Origin of the sequence: Capillibacterium thermochitinicola, assembly GCF_013664685.1 — a bacterium.
GTDB lineage: Bacteria > Bacillota > UBA4882 > UBA10575 > UBA10575 > Capillibacterium > Capillibacterium thermochitinicola.
The window spans coordinates 1-21,579 of sequence record NZ_JAAKDE010000019.1; the positions used below are offsets into that span (position 1 = coordinate 1).

Below are 21,579 nucleotides of genomic sequence, written 5' to 3' on the forward strand. Positions count from 1 at the left end.
CACACTAATCTGGACTTGATCACAAAGGAGCCGCTTTGATTGATGGAAGCGATCGACCGAAAATTTATGGAAGAGGCTTTGCGGGAAGCGGAAAAAGCTTTAGCCCGTGATGAAGTGCCGATTGGTGCGGTCGTGGTCTACCAGGGGGAGGTTTTTGCCCGCGGCCATAACTTGCGGGAAAGCCTGGGGGACCCCACGGCCCATGCCGAAATTCTTGCTCTCCGTGCGGCCGCGGCCCGGCGGGGAAGTTGGCGGCTCCATGGCATGACGCTCTATGTAACCTTGGAGCCTTGTCCGATGTGTGCGGGGGCAATGGTCAACGCCCGGCTGGACCGGTTGGTTTTTGGCGCGTTTGACCCAAAGGCGGGAGCGGCCGGTTCATTGATGAATATAGCCAATGATGGGCGACTTAACCACCGGTTAGAAGTGACCGGCGGAGTCCTGGCCGAACCGGCCGGCCGGTTGCTTACGGATTTCTTTCGGAGGAAGAGGGAGTTTCCAGGGAAAGAGACTTGACCATCGGCCGTCTTATGTGTAAAATATACAAGTGGAGTTTTCATCAAATCAAAATTACGAAATAAAGAAAAGCAAAGTCCAACTGCTGTAAAGTCAAAAAGGAGAGATGGCTGAGTGGTTGAAGGCGCCCGCCTCGAAAGCGGGTAGGGGTTTACGCCCCTCGCGAGTTCGAATCTCGCTCTCTCCGCCACTTAATTTTTACAGACTTTATTCCATTTTTGCTTCAGCTTTTACGGAGAGATGGCCGAGTGGACTAAGGCGCACGCCTGGAGAGCGTGTAGACGTTAACGCGTCTCCTGGGTTCGAATCCCAGTCTCTCCGCCATAAAAAAATAACCGGTTGCGTAACCGGTTTTTTTAAACCCCTTTTGGTCCGGGAAATTTTGGTTTCTTGTTTTTGGGTACGGAAAATGCTATAATAAATAGACTGAGTTAGATTTTGACCGTGCTAGACGGGGAGGTAGCGGTGCCCTGTAACCTGCAACCCGCTATAGCAGGGTTGAATTCCGGTGGGAGGCGGCTCTTTGCGGTGCCGGCTATGACAAGTGGTGTTGAAGATCAGGTCCTGCGCAACGGAGACCGGTGAACCCCGCCAGGTCCGGGAGGAAGCAACGGTAAGCCGATTCCTTCGTGTGCCGCGGGGCAACCTGGTTGGAGCTAACGATCATAGTACGACCGGGGGGAGTCCGTCGAAAGCCGGTGCACGGTCAAAAATAATTTACCCGCCTTTCATAGGCGGGTCTTTATACATATAGATATATTTATATAAACATATAGATATATTTACAGAAAAACGCCAAAAGCAAGCAGGTTTTTTGTCCGTGATGGCCAATGAAAAAAAGATGAGGAAAGTGAAGATTAAAGCGTTTGCCAAAGTTAATCTGGTTTTGGATGTAATTGGTCGCCGTCCGGATGGGTATCATGAAGTTGAAATGATCCTCCAATCGATCGATCTCCATGACGATCTGGTGTTTATCCCGGCGTCCACGGTTACTTTGGAGATCAAGGGTGAGCGGCTGCCGGTTGATGACCGGAATATCATCGTCCGCGCGGCAAATAAACTGTTGGCCCAGGCGGGTTTGAACGCCGGCGCACGGATTTTGCTGCAAAAAAGAATACCGGTGGGCGCGGGATTGGGCGGCGGTAGTGCCGATGCCGCCGCCACTTTGGTCGGGTTGAACCGTCTGTGGGGTTTGGGTTTATCCCGGTTGGAGCTGGAAAAGATCGGTGCAACACTCGGGGCGGATGTTCCCTTCTGTCTACGGGGAGGGACGGTCCTGGCGACCGGGATCGGGGAGCAATTGACCGATCTGCCACCCTTACCGTCCCTTCCGGTTTTCCTAGCCAAGCCACCTTTTAACGTTAGTACGGTACATATCTACAGAAATCTTGTTTTGACGGCAGCGGACCGCCATCCGGAGGTGCAGAGAATCGCCACTCTGATCCGGGAGGGCGATTATCAGGCAATTCCCCGGTATTGGGGGAACCGTTTAGAAGAGGTGACTTTAAACCTTTACCCGGCGCTTAAAGAAGTGATGGATTGGCTGCGCAACAAGGGGCTGCCGGTACGGATGTCCGGAAGCGGGCCGACCCTCTTTGTGTTCGGGGCCGACTGGGCACCAGAGAGCCAGGCGCAAGTAGTTGCCGATTTACGGCGAAAAGGATGGTGGACCTACAACGGATGCTTAACTACCGCCGGCCTTGAAGTAGATGAGTAAGCGTGAAGGGGGGATAGACATGGGAAGGGAACCTTTGGTTCCAATTAAACTTGATAGCTATAAACCCCTGCGGGAGCTGGTCTTTGAAACCCTGCGCGAAGCGATTATCAAGGGACAGTTAGCTCCGGGGGAGCGTTTGATGGAGATTCAATTGGCGGAGGAGTTGGGAGTCAGCCGGACGCCGATCCGGGAAGCCATCCGCAAACTGGAACTGGAAGGGCTCGTCTTGATGGTTCCCCGGAAAGGGGCTTATGTGGCTAGTTTCTCCCTGAAAGATGTGGTGGAAGTCTTTGAGATCCGGGGAGCGTTGGAGGGATTGGCGGCGGCGCTGGCGGCGGAACGGATTACCGATCAGGAGCTGGAGGAGTTACAGCGCCACTTGGTCCGGTCGTCGGAACTAATTGGCAATGCGGATCTCGACGGAATGGTTGAGGTGGACACCGGTTTCCACCAGATTTTATACCAAGCCAGCCGGAACGAGCGGTTAGGCCAGATTATCAACAATTTAAGGGAACAGATTCAGCGTTTTCGTCAGACCTCGCTTTCCTATCCGGGGAGAATGAAAAGAGCCTTTGAAGAGCACCGGGAGATCGTTGATGCAATCTCCGCCCGCGATCCGGAACTGGCGCGGAAATTGGCACAGGAACACATCGAAAATGCGGAGAACAGCATAATGCAAGTTCTACGGTTGGAAAAACCCAATGCGCCGACCGAAGAGTCCTAGGGGTGAGCAAATGGAGGCAATTGTGCTTGGCGGCGGGCGGAATACCGGGGCCCTTAAAAGCGTCGACCCAACCCCTTATGAAGCCGGGATCCGGATCAACAACCGTCCGATGGTGGAGTATGTGATCGAAGTGCTGGCCGGGATGGAAGAGATCAACCGGATTCTGGCGGTGGTTCCTCCGGGAATTGTTCCCGCGCAGAAATGGACGAAAGTCCAAATTATTACTCCGGGCGAAAGTATGATCGACAGCCTGATCCGGGCGGGACAACATACGCAAACGGACGACCATGTTTTGGTGGTGGCTTCGGACATTCCCTTCATTACACAAGAGGCGATTCGGGACTTTATCGACCGTTGCCGGCGGCGACCGGCGGATGTTTACTACTCGTTTGTGCCGAAAGCAGCGGTGCTGGCGAAATACCCCTCCACCAAAAGAACATATGTCCGCTTAAAAGAGGGCGTGGTCACCGGTGGCAATATCTTTTTGGTCCGCCCAAAAATTCTCCTTGACCTTCGGGACCGGATTGAACAGGCCTTTGCTTTACGGAAGCAACCGCTTAAGCTCTGTCGTTTACTGGGGATTAGGTTTATGGTGAAACTCATTGCCGGGCAGTTGGGAATCGAGGAAATTGAAGCGCGGGTCGGCGCAATCTTTAACGTGAAGGGAGCGGGGATCCGTTCCTTATACCCGGAGATCGGGGTGGATGTGGATAAACCAAGCGACCTCAGCTTAGCCCGCACGCTGCTTGGCAAAGGATAAAGCCGTTAGTCCGTAAAGAATAATTTTCACCTTTTTTACCAAATGTTTAGGATTGGCAGGATTTCCAGATCTTTTGTCGAAAGAATTATGCGCTGACTTTATTTCCAAAAAGAGGTGAAAATATGAACATCACAGATATACGGCTGAAAAAAATTGACAATGGGAGCAAAATGAAAGCGATTGCTTCCATAACCTTCGACGACGCCTTTGTTGTCCGGGAAATCAGGGTGATCGAAGGTCAGAATGGTCTGTTTGTGGCAATGCCCAGCCGCAAAACGCCAACGGGAGAATTTAAAGACATTGCCCATCCGATTAATGCGGACGCCCGCCAATTGATCCAGAACGCCATCTTAGAAGAATACAGAAAAGCCGAATAAGAACCAAATAAAGTAATTAAGCAAGCTTTGGTTGTTGACAAATCCCTGTTCTATTTGTTATAATAAACGTTGCTTGTTGGGGCGTCGCCAAGCGGTAAGGCACGGGACTTTGACTCCCGCATGCGTTGGTTCGAATCCAGCCGCCCCAGCCATTTTATTTAAGTCCAATCGAGAACTCTGCTTCGGCGGAGTTTTTTTATCTTCAGTCGTCCAAAATATGATTGGCTTCCAATTTTTTTAAGGGGGAAACATTTTGTCCGAACTAAGAGTTGTTATTTTAGCCGCGGGGAAGGGAACAAGGATGAACTCCGAGCGGCCGAAGGTCCTTTTCCCCATTTGTGGTGTGCCGATGGTCCAGTATGTGCTATGGGAAGCCGAGAAATTATCGCCCTTACCACCTTTGGTGGTGGTTGGTTATAAAGGGGAGCAGGTTATCGCGGCCCTGGGTGACGGGGTCGAGTATGTTTGGCAGAAAGAACAGTTGGGAACGGGCGATGCCGTCAAAAAAGCCAGTGCCCATTTGACCGAGTTTGATGGCGATCTTTTGGTCCTTTACGGTGATACCCCTTTAATTACCACTCAGAGTCTGCAAACCTTGGTTGATGTCCACCGCCAAACCGGGGCGGCCGCTACCGTTTTGACCGCCGAACTACAGAATCCCACCGGTTACGGGCGGATTATCCGTTCCCCGGAAGGCTGGTTGACGGCAATTGTGGAGGAAAGGGATGCCTCCGCTGATGAAAAAAAGATCCGGGAGGTCAATACTGGCATCTATTGTTTCTCGATGCCGGTTCTCCGTTCCGCCTTGGCGAATTTAAAACCGCAGAATGCGCAGGGTGAGTACTATTTGACGGATGTCATTGCTTTGCTTGCGGCGGCCGGAAAAACTTTGGCCACGGTGAAGAGCGACCGTCCGGACGAGATCATGGGTCCGAATGACCGGATTGCCCTGGCCCAAACCGAGGCGAAAATGCGGTGGCAGATTTTAGAACGGATTATGGCGGCGGGGGTGACGGTGATTGACCCGGCGACCACTTATATCGATCCCCGCGTACAGATCGGCCGGGACACCACGCTTTACCCCGGCGTGCTTTTATGGGGAGAAACCAAGATTGGCTCCAACTGCCAGATTGGGCCCTTTACCCAAATATCTTCGTCTGTGATTGGAGAAGGATCCCGGGTGGCCTTTAGTAATTTAACTGACGTTACGTTGGGCCGGGCGGTGGAGGTCGGTCCCTATACATATTTGCGGCCGGGAACGCGGGTGGCGGATGGAGCGAAGGTCGGTAGTTTTGTGGAGATGAAGAACTCAACGGTGGGCGAAAAGAGCAAGGTTCCCCACCTTAGTTACATTGGTGATACCACCATTGGTTCGCGGGTTAACATCGGCGCGGGAACGATTACCTGTAATTATGACGGTGTCCGGAAATGGCCTACGGTCATCGAAAACGGTGCCTTCATCGGAAGTAACACCAACTTAGTCGCGCCGGTGACGGTGGGTGAGGGGGCGCTGGTCGGGGCCGGCTCCACCATCACCAAGGATGTTCCCGCCCATTGCGTGGCCGTGGCCCGGGCGCGCCAGAGTTTCCGGGTGGCACCGGTGGCTTTCCAAGAGGAATACGTAGCGGCGGAAGATGTTTACCATATCCGGATCAACTGTCCAACTGCGGAGGTTGATATTCACTACACCACCGACGGCAGTGAACCGACGGAGACGAGTTTGCGTTATCAGGGAACCCTTCGTTTAGCAAGAGGAACGCTTTTGAAGGCAAAAGCGTTTAAGGAAGGGTGGATACCGAGTAAAACCGGGGTACGGAAAATCGGTGAATAATTTGCCCGTGATCGGATCTAATGATATAATAATTTAATGTTATGGTTAATATAGGTTCAAGATGATGCATATGGGGGTGGATAACTATGGATTGCGTACTGACGGCGACCGTCCGGGAAGAAACCGGGAAAGGGGCTGCCCATCGCCTCCGGCGCGAGGGATTGCTGCCAGCGGTCTTGTACGGAGAAACCCAAGCTAATCTAAGCCTAAATCTGCGTGAAACCCAAAAGTACTTTAACACTAAAGGTCTAAACCAATTAATCAACCTGCAAGTGAAAAAGGGAAAAACAACCAAAGAAATACCGGTTTTGGTGAGAGAAATCCAGTATGATCCGCTGAAAGGTACGCCATTGCATGTGGATTTTTACCAGGTCTCAATGGAACAGAAGGTTGTGGTAAAGGTCCCGGTTGTTCTGGTGGGTGAGGACCAAAGAGAAAACGACGGCTCGCTCATCGAAACCATCCTGCATGAAGTGGAAGTATCCTGTCTGCCGGCGGATATCCCGGCCAAGATTGAGGTCGATGTCTCCGGGCTAACAATGAATAACAGTATAACTGTCGGGGATTTACAACCGCCGGCGGGGGTTGAATTTGTAACGGAAGCGAGCGAACCGGTTGTGGTGGCTGCGGCACCACGGTCGGAAGCGGAAGCGGCGCCGGAAGAAGAAGCCGCGGAGGGAGCGAAAGCCGAACCCGAGCAAGAGACGGAATAGTACTGGAGGACAAGGGAATGAAGGATTTTCTCATTGTCGGCTTGGGGAACCCCGGCGAACAGTACCAGCTAACCCGGCACAATGCCGGGTTTTTGGTATTGGAGGAGTTAGCCCGGTTCTACCGGGTCCGGTGGCAAAATAACAAGCTTTATGGCAAGGCGGTGGTGACCGATGGTGAACGCCGTCTTTATCTTGTTAAGCCATTAACCTACATGAACCGTAGCGGCGAAGCGGTAAAGATTTTTTTGGATCAGTATCACTTACCTTTAGAACGGGTAATAATAATATCTGATGATATGGCCTTACCCTTTGGGAAGATCCGTTTGAAACCGAGGGGCAGTTCTGGTGGGCATAATGGGTTGGCGTCGGTGATCGCCGTTGCCGGCCCCGATTTTCCCCGGTTACGGGTGGGGATTGGTCGCCCGCCCGACCAGGAGGGGATGGTTGATTATGTTTTAGGTTGCTTTACGGCGGAAGAACAGGAGTTCCTCCCGGCGGTTACGCGCCGGGCCGCCCAGGCCATCATCTCCTGGTGCGAAGAAGGAATCGAAAAAGCAATGAGTAAATTCAATGGTCCGGTCCCGCTTGAGTAGAATATTACATCGCCTGGCGCCATATGTTTTTATGACAAGAGGTTTGGCGGTTTAAGCGTGGTGTCATAAATAAGACATCATATAGAATAATAAAAAGCACGGCCAAGGAAAGAAGGGGGTGCCTCTTCTTCCGCTTGGTTGTGTTTTCGTGTGTTTATTGTTTAGGGGGTAATTGCTTGTTCGAACAACTGCTTGCACCACTTCGTGCCTGGGCGGAAACAAAAATACTCCTTACCGCTATGCAATCAAGACAAGGGACGGTTTTAGGGCAGGGGGTCCGCGGGACGCCCAGCCTGTTCCTGCTGGCCACCCTGTGGCAAACGTTGAACCAAAAGATGTTAATCGTGACCAGCACACCGTCGGCGGCGGAACGCTTAAGCGCAGACCTGGCTGCCCTGGTCGGCACCGAAACGTGCTTGTTGTTTCCCCCTTACGACCTTTTGGCCCACGAAGAAGCCTACGAAAAAGAAGTGGCCGGACAACGTCTTCTCGTCCTCAGCCGACTTCTGGCCAACGAGCAACTGATGGTGGTCACTTCTTGGCCGGCCCTGGTGAGAAAAGTATTACCCCCCAAGGAATTGACGGCGTTCATCACCCGGGTGAAGATGGGGGAGGAGTTGGGACGGGAAAACTTCCTCCAGAAGCTTGTAACAGTTGGTTACACCCGGGTGCCCAAGGTGGAGGCCCCTGGGGAATTCAGTGTTCGCGGTGATATAATCGATCTTTACCCATTAGACCAACCCGATCCCTTACGGATTGAGTTTTTTGGGGATGTGATCGATTCAATCCGTACCTTCAATACCGAGACTCAAAAATCCATGCTGAAACTGGAAGCAGTCACAATCCTGCCCGCCCGGGAAGGATTATGGACCGCGGAGCAATTCCGCACGGCCCGCCACGCCATTGCCTCCGTCGTTCAGCAACAAAGTGAACGTTTAAGTAAACTGGAGACGAATCAAAAGTCCCAAGAAGGGGCCGCTTTTTTACAAAAACGTTTTGCCGAGTTACTGGAGAAGATCGAGAACGGGCTGAGTTTTCCTGGGATGGACCGCTTTATGCCGTTGGTCCACGACGAGCTTGTACCCTTTTGGGCTTATCTGCCGGATGCCCTTTTAGTCCTGCATGAACCGGTGCGGGGCAGTGAGTACCTGCGGTCCCTGGAAGAGGAAAACACCCGGATTATCGGGGGCTTTCTCGAACGGGGACATCTTCTTCCGGAAGAAACCCGTATTTATCTGTCTTTAAATGAAATCCAAGCAAGCTTGGCCGCCCGGGCCCGGCTTCATCTTTCCACCGTAAGCCGGACTTTGAAAGGGAGCAGGATCGATACCGTCCTAAGTTTTCCGATGCGGATGCCCCCCGACTATGCCGGCCAATTTAAAAAGCTGGTTCAAGATTTAAAGAAGCGGGTCGAAAAACGCTGGACCGTTGTGCTGGGGGTACCGGGAACGGAACGGCGGCGCAGCCTGGCGGAGGCGTTAAGAGCGGAAGATCTTTTGACCAATGACTGGCCCGGCAGCGGTGAGCTGGTGCCGGGACAGATCTATCTGGCCCCCCTTTCCCTTGGGGAAGGGATCGAACTTCCCACCGATCGACTACTGCTCTTAACCGAAACTGAGCTTTACGGCTACCAACGCCGGGTGAAAAAAAGCAAGGCCCGTTTCGCGAAAGAAGGCTTGAAACTCTCCGATCTAGAGGAATTACAGGTTGGGGATTATGTCGTCCATATCAACCACGGGATCGGGAAGTATCTTGGCATCAAAAAACTGGAGATCAATGGGGCCATCCGCGAATATCTGGAGATCGAATATGCCGATGCGGACCGGTTGTATGTACCCACGGACCAGGTGGGGATGGTCCAAAAATATATCGGGTTGGAAGAGACCCCGCCCAAGATTAACCGGTTGGGCGGAAGCGATTGGCAGAAGGTAAAGACCAGAGTTCAAGAGTCCATTAAAGAAATGGCTGACAAGCTACTCAGACTTTATGCCGACCGATTTGTCGCCAAAGGTTATGCGTATCCCCCCGATACTGTTTGGCAGCATGAGTTTGAGGAAGCATTTGTTTACGAGGAGACTCCCGACCAATTAAAAGCCATTAATGAAATTAAAAAGGATTTGGAATCCGACCGCCCGATGGACCGGCTCCTCTGCGGGGATGTGGGTTACGGCAAGACCGAGGTGGCGATGCGGGCGGCGTTTAAGGTCGTGACCAATGGGAAACAGGTGGCGGTCCTGGTCCCCACGACCATCCTGGCGCAGCAGCATTTCCAGACCTTTACCCAACGGTTCAGTGGTTATCCGGTGAATATCGGTCTGCTAAGCCGTTTTCAGTCCCCTGCGGAGCAGGAAAGAGTGGTGAAAGGGTTAAAAAACGGGACGATTGATCTGGTGATCGGCACCCATCGCCTCTTATCCAAGGACGTCGCCTTTAAAGATCTGGGCTTACTGATCGTTGATGAAGAACAGAAATTTGGCGTCTCCCATAAGGAACGCCTCAAGGAACTGAAGAAAAATGTGGACGCGTTAACCTTGACGGCGACTCCGATCCCCCGCACTCTGCACATGTCGCTGATTGGGATCCGCGATATAAGTGTGATCGAGACGCCGCCGGAAGACCGCTATCCGGTGAAAACCTATGTGATTGAATACAACGAAGAAATAATCGTCGAAGCGATCCGGCGGGAGTTGGAACGGGGCGGACAGGTCTTCTTTGTTTATAACCGGGTCAAGACCATCGACCAAATGGCCAGCTATCTGCAGCAGCTTATCCCGGAAGCGCGGATTGATATTGCTCACGGGCAGATGTCGGAGGACCAATTGGAAGAAGTGATGCTCAGCTTTTACGAAGGAGCCAGTGACCTTTTGGTCTGTACGACGATTATTGAAAACGGTTTGGATATTCCAAATGTAAATACCATTATTGTCTATGACGCGGACCGGCTGGGCCTTGCCCAACTGTACCAACTACGGGGGAGAGTCGGGCGAAGCAACCGGGTGGCTTATGCCTACTTTACTTTCCGGAAAGACAAACTCTTAAGCGAAGTGGCGGAGAAAAGACTGGCCACGATCCGGGACTTTACGGAACTTGGGTCCGGGCTGAAAATCGCCCAACGGGACTTGGAGATCCGTGGCGCCGGAAACCTCCTGGGTGCCGAGCAGCACGGCCATATTGCGGCCATTGGTTTTGACCTTTACTGCCGCTTGTTGGAGGATGCTATTACCGAGCGGCGCGGGGAGAAAAAACCGGACACCCCGGATCCCACCATTGAGGTGGCCATGGATGCCTTTATTGGGGAAGACTACATTAGTGACCCGGCCCAAAAAGTTGAGATGTACAAGAAGATTGCCGCCATCACCAGCCTGGCGGAGGCCGATGAGGTTGAAGCGGAGATGGAAGACCGCTTTGGCGAACTGCCGCCGGCCACCCGTAACCTGTTGGAGATTGCCCGCCTGAAAGTACTGGCCAAACAGCTGGGGGTCAGTACAGTGACCACGGAACGGGGTGATCTGGTTGCCCGTTTCCTACCTGGTCTGTCCTTGAATGCGGAGCGGATTACGGCGTTGCTTGTTGGTTATAAGGGTCGGGTTCGCTACCAACCGGGCCGCCAACCGGTTATGCGCTGGCGGACGGCCGGATACGAAACGGCGGATAATTGGAAATTGGTCAAAGATTCCCTCCTTTATCTGTTAGGGGAAAAGAAGTCTGTTTAGGAAGTATATTCATAGCTGGACAGGGAAATCTAATCATGACAGTTTTCCATCCGGCGTCAGTTGCAGACCGCAGCAGCAAATGAATATTCCTGCTCAGCAAGGTATATAATATCAATAAATAGCAATAAATCCTGAACAATGAAGGAAGGGTTGGCTTCGGAAACATTGACGACATTGCACCAAAAATGGCGGATGGAAGACTTAGAAGAAGGAGGGAAAAAGGATGAAGGCAACAGGTATAGTTCGGCGCATCGATGATCTGGGTCGTGTTGTGATTCCAAAGGAAATTCGCAGAACCCTCCGGATCAGGGAGGGGGACCCGCTGGAGATCTTTGTTGACCGCGAGGGTGAAGTGATCTTAAAAAAATACTCACCCATCGGGGAACTCGGGGACTTTGCCAAAGAATATGCCGATTCTTTATATGAATCGACCGGACATATTTCCCTTATTGCCGACCGGGATCTGATCATTGCTGTCGCCGGTGCCCCGAAAAAAGAGTTTATTGATAAACCGATCTCTAAAGCGGTCGAAAACGCGATTGAAGAGCGGAAGGTTGTTCTGATGCCCTCGCCCGGCGACCATAAATACTGCGAAACTTGTCCGATCCTCGAGGAGGAGGGCGAGTGTAAGTTTACCGCGCAAGTTATTGCGCCGATTATTGCCGAAGGGGATCCGATCGGGGCCGTGATTTTGGCTTCGAAAGAACCCGGGGTGACCATGGGGGAACTGGAGATTAAAGTGGCGGAAACGGCGGCGGGCTTCCTCGCCAAACAAATGGAGCAATAAGAACAATCAGCAACGAGGCTACCCCGGGTGTTCCCCGGGGTTATTGCCTAGTCCCGCGGGCGACTGGCTGCCAGCATACTGACTAAACTGGCGAGGACCGTTGGGTTTAGGCCCTGGTTACTCAGGGAAGATGTTAAAAGTGGCAACATGCTGATGAGCGGCGTCAGATTCGGATTGGCCGGGTTTTTTTGCGCGTGGTTTTTGACCGGGGCGGCATAGTTATTGATTAGTTGCAAAAGCTGCTCCGTATTGAGTTCACCCTTTTCGTTGAAGACCTTCAGTAACAGGGCAATTACTTCTTGCCCTTTTGGGCTCAGCTTTGGTGCCAATTCCTGAAAAGCAGCCAGGTCTTCCGGGGGTAAACCCTTTGCCGGCGTGGACGGTTGCGGTTTGGTCTGGGCCGCACTTCGACGGCGGTAGATCCGTTTTTTCGGGATATTTTTCACCTCATGATCGGACATCTTCAATGTTTCCTCCTTGCCCCAGTTTTACGATAGATTATGCGCTTGGCGGAAAGGTGGTGCCTGTCTTGTCACCAAGCGACCAAACTTTTCTCGTGGGGCTTCAGGTTCCAAACCGTGCCGATCTGGCACCGGCGGTCCAATCGATTATTACCAAGTATGGTGATAATATTATGGGCCGCTTTGGCTTGCCCAGTCCGGATAAGGAAAAGGGTCTGATTGTCCTGTTGATGCAGGAAGCGGCAGCGGTGGACCGTTTAACGGCCGACTTGGCTGAGATGGCCGATTTACAAATAAGAACTGTTGCCTTCGATTAACGTTAAAAGCCGGGTTTCCGGCTTTTTTTTGTTTGGTTGGCGGGCAGGGGATTTCCGGCCGGATCGCGAAATAACTCAAAGCGAGGGAAGGTGTTTGGGATGAACCCGGACGAGCTGAGAGTTATTCTATCCCGGTTGACCGCCATCGGTTACCAGACCAGAGAAGCACCGACGAAAGAAGGCTTTGTTCTTCTGGCGAAAGAAGAACCTTTTCACCGGAAATTGCTGTTGATCGGGACAAACTTGTCTCCGGCAGCCCAGTGGCGTGATTTTATCATCAAGACCGTCCTGGCGGAGCGTAACGACCGGACCCAGTTGTCGCTGGCTATTTTGTTGCTGGCGGCCGGGGAGGAGGCCGGGGAAAAGAAGTTCCTGGATTATCTGGGGGAGATGCCATGGGTGGAAGCGATCTGGGAAATGGCCGGGCCCCGGCTTTCGACGGTCAAAGACCATTTTCGCTGGCAGGTCGAGGCAAGGGTCCTTTTCTTGGCGGTCCAGTTGGCGAATGCGGTTGTGACGGAACAGCCAAGCATCCCAGGCGGTCGCCGGGAGGCGGCGGGGGGCCGTCCGCGGCTCACCTATATTCTGCTCTTCATCAATCTGCTCGTTTTTCTGGGAGAAATGCTCCGCGGGGCAACTAACCAGACCAGTTTTCTGATTGGCATGGGTGCGAAATATAATCCCCGTCTGTGGATGGGGGAGTATTGGCGGTTGCTGACCCCCCTTTTTTTACATGCGGGGTGGGAACATTTTCTCTTCAACTCTTTCGCCCTCTTTCAGTTAGGAAGTCTGGTCGAGCGCTTTTTTGGGGAAAGACGGTTTTTCTGGATTTACTTTGGGGCCGGGCTCTTAGGAACGGTGGCCAGCGTTCTTTTCCAACCGGACACGGTTTCGGTTGGCGCGTCGGGGGCGATTTTCGGACTGGTGGGGGCCCTTATCTACTTTAGTATCCGCCGGCCGCAAGTGGCGAAGGGGTTGTTCGGGCGTAGTTTTTGGATAGTGTTGGGTTTAAATCTGGTGCTTGGTTTTGTGCTCCCCGGGATCGATTACATGGGCCATCTTGGGGGCTTAATCGGTGGCTTGCTCTGGGCTTACGCTTTAGGCCTGGGGACAAGGGACCAAATCGCCGGGCGCTGGTTGTGGCGGGTTCTCCTCGTCTTGGTCATGGTTTTTACCACCATAAATGCGGTTACGCCGCCCCCGAACAAGTGGTATCTACCGTTGGAGACCGGCCGCCTCGCGCTGGAACAGGAGGATTTCGAAAAAGCCCTTGGGTCTTTGGAGGAGAGCTACCGTTTAAATCCGGAGTCATTGTTGACCAGCCGGTTACTGGCCGGTGCCTATTTGGCCGAAGGCGGGAAGGCGTTGGTGGACGAAGCGTGGGATAAGGCGGTGCATTATTTGGAGCAGAGTCAAAAGCTGCACCCCGACCTTCGTGAGACCCGTTCTTTACTGGCCCGGGCTTATCTCTACCGCAGTTTTCACCGCTATAACGCCGGTGATTTGGCCGGTGCCGAGGAAGATTGTGTCCGGGGGATTGCGCTGAACCTGAAGATTGAAGGGTTTCATTATATTTTAGGCGTGGTTTATTATCAACAGGAACGGTGGGTGGATGCCGTTAAGGAACTGGAGACGGTATTGCAGCTCAACCCGGAGAACCAAGCGGCGCAAGCCCTTTTGGCGGAACTGAAAAAAGCGGGTGAAAGTGTGAAGTAGAAAACTTAATTATGTTATTGTGAATCAACGGCGGTACGGGCCGTTTTTTTTATGCCGTTGCCAGGCGGGCGTGCGTCCGGGAGAGTAATTGACACCATGCCTTCTGACCTTTCATATCATAATAAGACCAAACACAAGGGAGATGGGAGTCATGCCCCGTCTGGCGATTTTACCGGTCAGCAAGTTACCTTTGGGGCGAAGATGGCTGACGGTGGGTGTGTGTGGTCACGATGTCCGGCAGTTGCAGATGCTCTTAACCGAGTTGGGACTTTACGACGGAGCGATTAATGGTGAATATGACCTTTTAACCCGGGAAGCGGTGAAAAGCTTTCAAAAAGCCTACCACCTTCCGGCTGATGGGGTGTGCGGTCCGGACACCCTCAAGCTTCTGGCGGAGAGTGGGATTCACAACCGCATCCTGATCACGAGCGGTGAAGGCGAGACCATTCAAACCCTGGCTGTACAGCACGGGGTAGGCGGGCAAGCCTTTAAGGATCCGGTGACCCGTTGTCGCCTCCGCCGGATTGTCCCCGGCCAGCAAATCATGGTGGAAAGGCGGGAATTGATCTGGGGTTTCGCCACCGACGGGTTGCCCGGGGCTTCGGGAGGCGAGATGCCCGGGGAAGCAAGCTTCATTTATGTAAAACCCGATCGGCTTTTGGCGTTGGCCGCGGGCTGTTTCCCCCCGGCCGGTTCGTCATTGGTGGTGGATTTGTCCGGGAAAAAACTGTCCCGCCGCGAAGGGAAAGCTCTCCGGCGGGTTCGACGGACAGTCAAGACCGAACTAATCTGGTGGCAAAACTTGGACCATTGCCGTTTGCCTACCAGTACGGAGGCGGATGCCCTCATTGTTTCCGTACCGGTCTCCATTTCCGACGCCGAAGCGCTGGCGGTTTGGCCGCGGCAAATTAAAAAGCTCTTAACCTATTATCCCTGTACGCGCTTGTTCCTCCATTTCGACCTGCACGGAAAAGGTTTGGACGATAAGGGCAGAGAGTATTGTTTAACACCGGTGGAGAAAAGGCTGGCCCGCCTCAACCGGATCGGGGAACCGAAAAGAATTGGCCGGTATGGGTGGCTCTCTTATCGTTACCGGTATAAAGACGAGACAAAAACGGTTTTCATTCCCGACCGCTTGACAATTAGAGGAATCCTGGACCAGATTGACCGTTTAAACCTGCGTGGGGTTGTCTTTACAGGGCTGGAGAATGGGTGGAAAACTTGGCAGGAGGAAGGGAACCGCTATTTTTCAGCTACCCCCCGGATGATGGTAATGAACAATGGCGGATTGGCATAAATATTCTTATAACGAAAAAAGGCGGCCTTAGAAAGGAGGGTAAGGCCGTGCGGTTTTGGCACGCAAATTTACACAAGGAGGGGGTAGCATGTTTACTTGCCATTATGGGCAGGCCGTGATGGAAAGAACCTTACACACCACCAACAAGGGACTGGAAGCGCAGGGTCAGCTCGCTTTGGCGGCCGATTGTCCGGACCTGGAAGCGGTTCTGGCGAACCACGGGTACTTGCGGGAGATTAAAGGCGAAATCATCGGGAACAAACTTTTTTTGTCCGGGACCGTTGACGTCCATCTGGTTTATCGGGGAAAGGAAAGCTTGGACCGGGTCCCCGTGTATGGAATGGTGTGGAAAGGGACGGAGGGTGCGGTTGTAAACGGCGAGGTTGAGCTGCCTGATCCGAAGGCGGACTGGGATTGGCAGGTGCGCCTGTTAAAAACAAAACTGCAACCGGAGACCGAACGAACAGTAAAATACCAATTGGAACTGGAAGTTCGGTTGCGGGCCCATGAACCGGTGGCGGTTGGCTTTGTCGAGCAGATCGAAACCGAAGCCCAGGTCCATACGGAAGCGGAGCATTTGTTGGTGGCGGAACCGCTATTACAAACCCATGTTAGTCGGGAGTTTAACAACACTTTGGCCCTCATCTATCCGCGGCCGCCGCTGAGTCGGATCATCAGTTGTCAAGCCTTCCCGGTGCAGACCGCGGTTTCTGTGGCCAGAGAAAAAGTCAACATCGAAGGGAAATTGGAAGTACATCTGGTCTACGTCACCCTGACTGAAGATGGGCTGGAGGGTGGTCTGGAGACCCAAAAATGGACCGAAGAGAACGGTGGGGCGCTCCCCTTCCAGATCTCGGTTGAAGCCCCGCTGCCGCAGGAGTCTTCGGTCTCCTATGAACTTTGGGTGGAGAGCGTGGCGTGTACTTCCTCGCATCCGGAAAGCTGCCGGGTACAGATCCAGCTTGGTGCCGACGTGTGCCTGACCAGAACCCGCCAGGTAAAGGCCATTACTGACGTGTCGGCGGAAAAAGGGATCATCGATCTTAAACGGGAAGTTGGCTCCTGGGTTGAAGTAGTTGAAGAAACGGAACGCTCCTTTGTGGTGGAAAAACTCCTTACCCTACCGGAGCAGCGGCCAAACATCAAAAACGTCTTGGAAGTGATGGTGACGGAGCCCAAAATCGAATGGGAATTGGACCATGACCAGTTGATCATCACCGGAGAAGCCCTTGCCACCCTTCTTTACCAAGCGGAAGGTGCGGGCGAAGAAGGGGACGTGATTACGGCGGCCGGTTGGGGGCAGGGCGGAACGGAAGCTTTAACCTTCGGCACCACCTTAGACCTTCCCGGGGTGGAAGCCGAGATGCAAGCCCGGGTTTTCCTCAATCCCCAGCGGCCCAAAGTGGAACTGGAGGACGAGAGAACGATCAAACTGGTTTGGGAGTTCAAGGCGATGATCACCATAACGCAAAACCGCGAGTTGTCTCTGGTTAGCGACAGCGCCTTGGTATTGCCGGAGGAAGGGCCGAAACCAAGCATGTTGTTTTACGTGGTGCAGCCGGGTGACACGTTATGGGGGATTGCCCGTCGCTATAATACGACCATGGCGGCCCTGGCTAAGGCGAACCAGTTGACCGGTACTGACCAAGAGCTGGTTTTAGGGAAAAAGCTCCTCATTCCAAAGGTCCCGATTGCCAACTAGAAGGAAGGAGGAGAAAGACACAAAAGACGCCGTAAGGCGTCTTTTTTTCCGCGCTTTTTACGGAGGGGACAATCCTTGACAAGCATCTGGAATTGGCGTATATTATTGAAATGTAGGTAAAAACCGAAGTTACATCGCCGAAACTTCTTAAAATAAGCGTTGGTGTTTAGTATGGAGGTGAGGAGATGCCAACCTACGACTATATGTGTGCAAAATGCGGCCGGTTCGAGTGGTTTCAGAAGATCACCGAAGAACCGTTGACGGTTTGTCCCCATTGTGGCGGAGAAGCCCAGCGACAGATCAGCCGCAACGTAGGGATTATCTTCAAAGGGAGCGGTTTCTATATCACCGACAACCGCAAACCCAGCCAAGACAAGGACAGTAACCAATCTTCGTCGACAAGCGAACAAAAGGTTTCATAAATTTCAGAAAGGTCCCTTCTTTAGGCGACCTTTCTTTTAATGACTATTTGCCTGTGTTCTGACTTAAAGGGGGGAGCGACGTGGCGTCAGTGGGGAAAAAGGAGCGGAATCTCTTTTTCATCTTCAAACAGACGGTTGTTGACATCTACCACCATTTAGGTTATTCGATGTTCATCAGTGTCCTTTGGTTTGGGTTGTTGGTGGTTTCCATCCTTTTTGCGCAGCCTTTCTTTAACCTATTGCCTGCTACCTTGGAAAACCAAACTCATCCATTGAACTTGTTTCTTTCTTTCCTCATGTTTGGGGTCCCTTATGCCGCCTTCATCCTCGGCCCGGTCCAAACCGTCCTGTTTTACCAGATGAATCAGGTGATCAACGACGAGGCTGAACTCAAGGGGTTGTGGGATGGGCTCAGGAAGCACTATTGGACAGCGGCGGGAGTTTATGCGCTCTATACGGGCCTCCTTCTTTTTTGCCTGGTTGATCTGGTCATCTGTTTTTTTGTGTTAAAAGATTTTACCCTGAAAATCTTAGGCTTTTTCCTGTTGTATCTTTTTCTTTTTTTGGTCTTTGCTACCCTTTATTTACCGGGGCTTCTCGTGTTGCAACGTAATACGGTGAAAAAGGTGATCAAGAAAACCTTAATTTTGTTCTTGGACAATACCCTGCTGACTGTTGGTGCCTTCTTCATCCTGGTTTTGGTTGGGGTGGTTTTCACGTTGATCGCCCCCTTACTACTGCTCTTTTTCGGCAGCTTTTTACAGGTGTTTATGATCCACTTGTTCCACGGCGTGATGGCGAAGTATCCGGATCCCGTCGTCCCGGCCCTGGAAGAATCAGCTGGAGGAAGTTTTGACCGGAATAATGGTTAGGGTTCACGAAAAAGTTAATGCTAAAACTGACTTAATAAAGATACTTTTAAAGCTAGGGGGAGAATAGTGGCTAAATATATTTTCATTACCGGAGGCGTAGTCTCCTCGTTGGGAAAAGGGATTACCGCAGCATCGATTGGACGACTTTTAAAGAGTCGAGGGGTGAAAGTCAGTATTTTAAAGTTTGACCCCTATATCAACGTCGACCCGGGAACAATGAGCCCTTACCAACATGGCGAAGTTTTCGTTACCGACGACGGCGCGGAGACCGATTTGGATTTAGGCCATTACGAACGGTTTATCGATGAGAACTTATCGAAGAATAACAACGTGACGACCGGGAAGATCTACTGGTCCGTCCTGAACAAAGAGCGGCAGGGTGCCTTTTTAGGGGGGACGGTGCAAGTGATCCCCCATATTACCAACGAGATTAAAGACCGGATCAGACTGGTGGCCGAAGAAAGCCAAGCCGATGTGGTGATTGTTGAGATTGGCGGGACGGTCGGCGACATTGAAAGTTTGCCTTTCTTGGAAGCCATTCGCCAGTTTAAATCGGAAGTTGGTCGCGATGATACCATGTATATCCATGTGACGTTGGTCCCCTACCTCCCCTCTTCTGCCGAACTAAAAACCAAGCCGACCCAGCACAGCGTGAAAGAGTTGCGCGGGATCGGGATCCAACCGGACGTGATCGTCTGCCGGTCGGAGCAGCCGATTCCGGATGACCTAAAAGCAAAGATTGCCCTTTTCTGCGATATTAAAAAGGATGCCGTGATCTCCAATCCCGATGTTGAGACCATTTATGAGGTCCCCCTTTATTTGGAAAAGGCCGGTTTGGACGAGTTTATCATCAAACGGCTCGGTTTAAACTGTGGGGAACGGGATTTAATGACGTGGCGCGCCTTTGTGGAGAAGATGAAAAACCCCCGGTTTGAGGTGAATATTGCTTTAGTCGGCAAATACGTTACGCTGCCCGATGCTTATATAAGTGTGGCGGAGGCGCTGCACCACGCCGGAGTAGCCCACGAAACGGCGGTACGGATCCACTGGATCGATGCGGAGAAGATCGAAACGGAAGGTGCGGAAAAGTTCCTCGCCGGAATGGATGGGATCTTGGTGCCGGGCGGTTTTGGTTACCGGGGTGTGGAAGGGAAGATTGCCGCGGCGGGTTATGCCCGGCGGGAAAAGATCCCTTATTTCGGGATCTGTCTCGGTCTCCAGTGCGCAATTATTGAATTTGCCCGTCATGTTTGCGGTTTGACGGACGCCAATTCTTCCGAGTTTAATCCGGAGACGGCCCACCCGGTGGTGGATCTCCTGCCGGAACAGAAAGACATTGAAAACCTGGGCGGAACCATGCGCTTAGGACTGCAACCCGTTCGCCTTCAGCCGGGGAGTAAAGCCTATGCCATCTATGGGCAGGAGGTAATTCAAGAACGGCACCGGCATCGTTACGAAGTAAACAGCCGCTATTATGAACAGTTTAAAAACCATGGCCTGTTGATTAGCGGGGTGTTGGTCGACAAAAACCTGGTTGAAATTATCGAACTACCAGAACATCCCTGGTTTATCGCGACCCAGTTTCATCCGGAGTTTAAATCAAGGCCGCACCACGCCCAACCGCTTTTCTCTTCTTTTATCGGCGCTGCTTTAGCCAAACGCAATGGAGGGCACTAAACTGGCGATAATCCCGAAAACCCGTTTTTCCCGCCTTTAACCTTTAGCAGGGAAGGGGCGGGGGCCGCAGAAAAGGGAAGAACGGGAGGGGTAACATGGAGACGCCATATCCGCTTCCTGGGAACAGGCCGGTGCGGAAGGTAAAGTCCCGGAAGGAAAAAGAGAACCTACCACTGCAAATGTTCCGGATCGTCTGCAGCCCGTTTTTACTTTTGATCGATGTTTTCCGGGCGCGGCCTTCGCGTCCGGTTTTCCGGGCTTTCCTCAGGCTGATGCTGGTGCTTTTTCTCCTCATGACCGGGTTGTTTTTTTTGGCTCGAACGACAGGAGACCCAGCTGAAGGAGGTTTTGGGGGCTTATTTTTCCTATTCAGCCGGGACGATTCCGGTAAGTACGGAAATGCACGAGATTATCCACCGTTATGCCCTCTTGTTTAATGTCAGTCCCCAACTGGTGACGGCGGTGATCCAGGTGGAAAGCAGTTTTGACCCCGAGGCTTACTCACCGAAGGGGGCCTGTGGTTTGATGCAGTTGACACCTGGAGTGTGGCAGGCTTATAACCCGGATTCGAAGTGCGACGGCCGGCACCGGCCAGGCGAAAAGAACCACGGCCGGGACTGTATTTTCAACATCGAAGCGAATATCGCCACGGGCGTGCGCTATCTAAAGGAACTGATCGACTACTATGACGGCGAAACCGGCCGGGCGCTCGAAGCATATAATGCGGGGTTGACCAATGTCGATCTGGATCAAGTCCGCCCCAAGTACAGGGAGACCCGGACTTATCTGGGGCGGCTCGGGCAGCTGCTGGCCCAAGATGAGCAGGCCCGTTTTGCCAACCTTTACGACTTGAGCCGGCGCGGCCGCACTTTCCTCCGTGGTCTCTTCCTCTGCACGCTGGTTTTGTGGGCCATCTTTTTGCTTTGGGTAAAAAAGCACCACGCCTAGTCAGAACAGTAGCCATTTCTTCCTTGTGGCCAGGCATAATTCCCGAACACGAACATAAAAGATTAAAAAAGGGAGGCGGGCACAAGGATGGAAGGAATTGGGTGGCAAATCAATGCCCTCATGTTTCTTTTTTTGACCGGTTTGGGTTGGGGGTTGCTCTACGATGGCTGTCTGTTTTTCTTTACCCGTCGGCGGCAAATGGGCGATTTCTTGTTCTGGGTCCTCTCGGTCTTTTTGATCTTTCCGGTGCTCCTCTTTACGACCGGCGGTGAACTTCGGGTTTCTTTAGGGGTCGGTTTAGTCGTTGGGGTGGCCTGCTACCGGTGGGTCTTTCATCCAACGATTCAGCTTTATTTAAAACTGTTAAGAAGAAAACTCCGTCGCCGACGGGGGTTTTTTTAGCAAAGTTTGGATCAAGGGCAGGAGTGGACGGGCG

The 21,579-nt window shown here is 52.5% G+C and carries 20 protein-coding genes, 3 tRNA genes and 1 other RNA gene; 23 read left to right on the forward strand and 1 reads right to left on the reverse strand.

What is annotated here, in order from left to right:
* Positions 1-42: 42 nt before the first annotated feature.
* The 14 genes from tadA to spoVT all read left to right on the forward strand — a co-directional run bounded on the left by tadA (position 43) and on the right by spoVT (position 11,731).
* The gene (tadA, locus tag G5B42_RS09110; protein WP_181340167.1) at positions 43-516 is read left to right on the forward strand and encodes a tRNA adenosine(34) deaminase TadA; all 474 of its coding nucleotides are present in this window, start codon (positions 43-45) and stop codon (positions 514-516) included.
* 100 nt (positions 517-616) lie between these two features.
* A tRNA-Ser gene (locus G5B42_RS09115) sits at positions 617-706 on the forward strand.
* A gap of 44 nt (positions 707-750) precedes the next feature.
* Positions 751-840 (forward strand) — tRNA-Ser (locus G5B42_RS09120).
* A 118-nt stretch (positions 841-958) separates the two neighbouring features.
* Positions 959-1,222, forward strand: an RNA gene (gene ffs, locus G5B42_RS09125) — signal recognition particle sRNA large type.
* A gap of 135 nt (positions 1,223-1,357) precedes the next feature.
* On the forward strand, positions 1,358-2,233 hold the full coding sequence (ispE, locus tag G5B42_RS09130; RefSeq protein WP_231133419.1) for a 4-(cytidine 5'-diphospho)-2-C-methyl-D-erythritol kinase: 876 nt from the start codon (positions 1,358-1,360) through the stop codon (positions 2,231-2,233).
* A 19-nt stretch (positions 2,234-2,252) separates the two neighbouring features.
* Positions 2,253-2,957 carry a GntR family transcriptional regulator gene (locus G5B42_RS09135; protein WP_181340169.1) on the forward strand — a complete coding sequence of 235 codons (705 nt, stop codon included), beginning with the start codon at positions 2,253-2,255 and terminating at the stop codon, positions 2,955-2,957.
* A 10-nt stretch (positions 2,958-2,967) separates the two neighbouring features.
* Positions 2,968-3,717 carry a nucleotidyltransferase family protein gene (locus G5B42_RS09140; protein WP_181340170.1) on the forward strand — a complete coding sequence of 250 codons (750 nt, stop codon included), beginning with the start codon at positions 2,968-2,970 and terminating at the stop codon, positions 3,715-3,717.
* A 122-nt stretch (positions 3,718-3,839) separates the two neighbouring features.
* Positions 3,840-4,094, forward strand: coding sequence for a septation regulator SpoVG (spoVG, locus tag G5B42_RS09145; protein WP_181340171.1), 255 nt, complete (start codon positions 3,840-3,842; stop codon positions 4,092-4,094).
* A 77-nt stretch (positions 4,095-4,171) separates the two neighbouring features.
* Positions 4,172-4,246: transfer RNA gene (locus tag G5B42_RS09150), tRNA-Gln, on the forward strand.
* 101 nt (positions 4,247-4,347) lie between these two features.
* Positions 4,348-5,925, forward strand: coding sequence for a bifunctional UDP-N-acetylglucosamine diphosphorylase/glucosamine-1-phosphate N-acetyltransferase GlmU (glmU, locus tag G5B42_RS09155; RefSeq protein WP_181340172.1), 1,578 nt, complete (start codon positions 4,348-4,350; stop codon positions 5,923-5,925).
* Between the two features lie 86 nt (positions 5,926-6,011).
* The gene (locus G5B42_RS09160) at positions 6,012-6,638 is read left to right on the forward strand and encodes a 50S ribosomal protein L25 (RefSeq protein WP_181340173.1); all 627 of its coding nucleotides are present in this window, start codon (positions 6,012-6,014) and stop codon (positions 6,636-6,638) included.
* Positions 6,639-6,655: 17 nt separating this feature from the next.
* Positions 6,656-7,231, forward strand: a complete 576-nt coding sequence (gene pth, locus G5B42_RS09165; protein WP_181340174.1) for an aminoacyl-tRNA hydrolase — start codon at positions 6,656-6,658, stop codon at positions 7,229-7,231.
* Positions 7,232-7,470: 239 nt separating this feature from the next.
* Entirely contained in the window at positions 7,471-10,944 is a 3,474-nt protein-coding gene (gene mfd / locus G5B42_RS09170) for a transcription-repair coupling factor (RefSeq protein WP_231133421.1), read from the forward strand.
* Between the two features lie 223 nt (positions 10,945-11,167).
* On the forward strand, positions 11,168-11,731 hold the full coding sequence (spoVT, locus tag G5B42_RS09175) for a stage V sporulation protein T (protein ID WP_181340176.1): 564 nt from the start codon (positions 11,168-11,170) through the stop codon (positions 11,729-11,731).
* Between the two features lie 47 nt (positions 11,732-11,778).
* On the opposite strand, the gene G5B42_RS09180 is transcribed toward spoVT, so the two are convergent.
* Complete coding sequence (locus G5B42_RS09180; protein ID WP_181340177.1) at positions 11,779-12,192, reverse strand: hypothetical protein; 414 nt, start codon at positions 12,190-12,192, stop codon at positions 11,779-11,781.
* 68 nt (positions 12,193-12,260) lie between these two features.
* Here G5B42_RS09180 and G5B42_RS09185 point away from each other — a divergent pair, with 68 nt between their 5' ends.
* The 9 genes from G5B42_RS09185 to yabQ all read left to right on the forward strand — a co-directional run bounded on the left by G5B42_RS09185 (position 12,261) and on the right by yabQ (position 21,545).
* Positions 12,261-12,509 (forward strand): hypothetical protein, encoded by a 249-nt coding sequence (locus tag G5B42_RS09185; protein ID WP_181340178.1) that lies wholly within the window; start codon positions 12,261-12,263, stop codon positions 12,507-12,509.
* 99 nt (positions 12,510-12,608) lie between these two features.
* Positions 12,609-14,225, forward strand: coding sequence for a rhomboid family protein (locus G5B42_RS09190; RefSeq protein WP_181340179.1), 1,617 nt, complete (start codon positions 12,609-12,611; stop codon positions 14,223-14,225).
* Between the two features lie 151 nt (positions 14,226-14,376).
* Positions 14,377-15,522, forward strand: a complete 1,146-nt coding sequence (locus G5B42_RS09195) for a peptidoglycan-binding domain-containing protein (RefSeq protein ID WP_181340180.1) — start codon at positions 14,377-14,379, stop codon at positions 15,520-15,522.
* An 88-nt stretch (positions 15,523-15,610) separates the two neighbouring features.
* A complete protein-coding gene (locus G5B42_RS09200) occupies positions 15,611-17,224 on the forward strand; it encodes a LysM peptidoglycan-binding domain-containing protein (protein WP_181340181.1) in 1,614 nt (537 codons plus the stop codon).
* Between the two features lie 185 nt (positions 17,225-17,409).
* Positions 17,410-17,646: an FmdB family zinc ribbon protein gene (locus tag G5B42_RS09205; RefSeq protein ID WP_181340182.1), complete on the forward strand. Its 237-nt coding sequence runs from the start codon at positions 17,410-17,412 to the stop codon at positions 17,644-17,646.
* Positions 17,647-17,726: 80 nt separating this feature from the next.
* On the forward strand, positions 17,727-18,518 hold the full coding sequence (locus G5B42_RS09210) for a hypothetical protein (RefSeq protein ID WP_181340183.1): 792 nt from the start codon (positions 17,727-17,729) through the stop codon (positions 18,516-18,518).
* Positions 18,519-18,584: 66 nt separating this feature from the next.
* Complete coding sequence (locus G5B42_RS09215) at positions 18,585-20,195, forward strand: CTP synthase (RefSeq protein ID WP_181340184.1); 1,611 nt, start codon at positions 18,585-18,587, stop codon at positions 20,193-20,195.
* Positions 20,196-20,543: 348 nt separating this feature from the next.
* Complete coding sequence (locus tag G5B42_RS09220) at positions 20,544-21,143, forward strand: lytic transglycosylase domain-containing protein (protein WP_181340185.1); 600 nt, start codon at positions 20,544-20,546, stop codon at positions 21,141-21,143.
* A gap of 87 nt (positions 21,144-21,230) precedes the next feature.
* Positions 21,231-21,545 (forward strand): spore cortex biosynthesis protein YabQ, encoded by a 315-nt coding sequence (gene yabQ, locus G5B42_RS09225; protein ID WP_181340186.1) that lies wholly within the window; start codon positions 21,231-21,233, stop codon positions 21,543-21,545.
* The last annotated feature ends 34 nt before the right edge of the window (positions 21,546-21,579 follow it).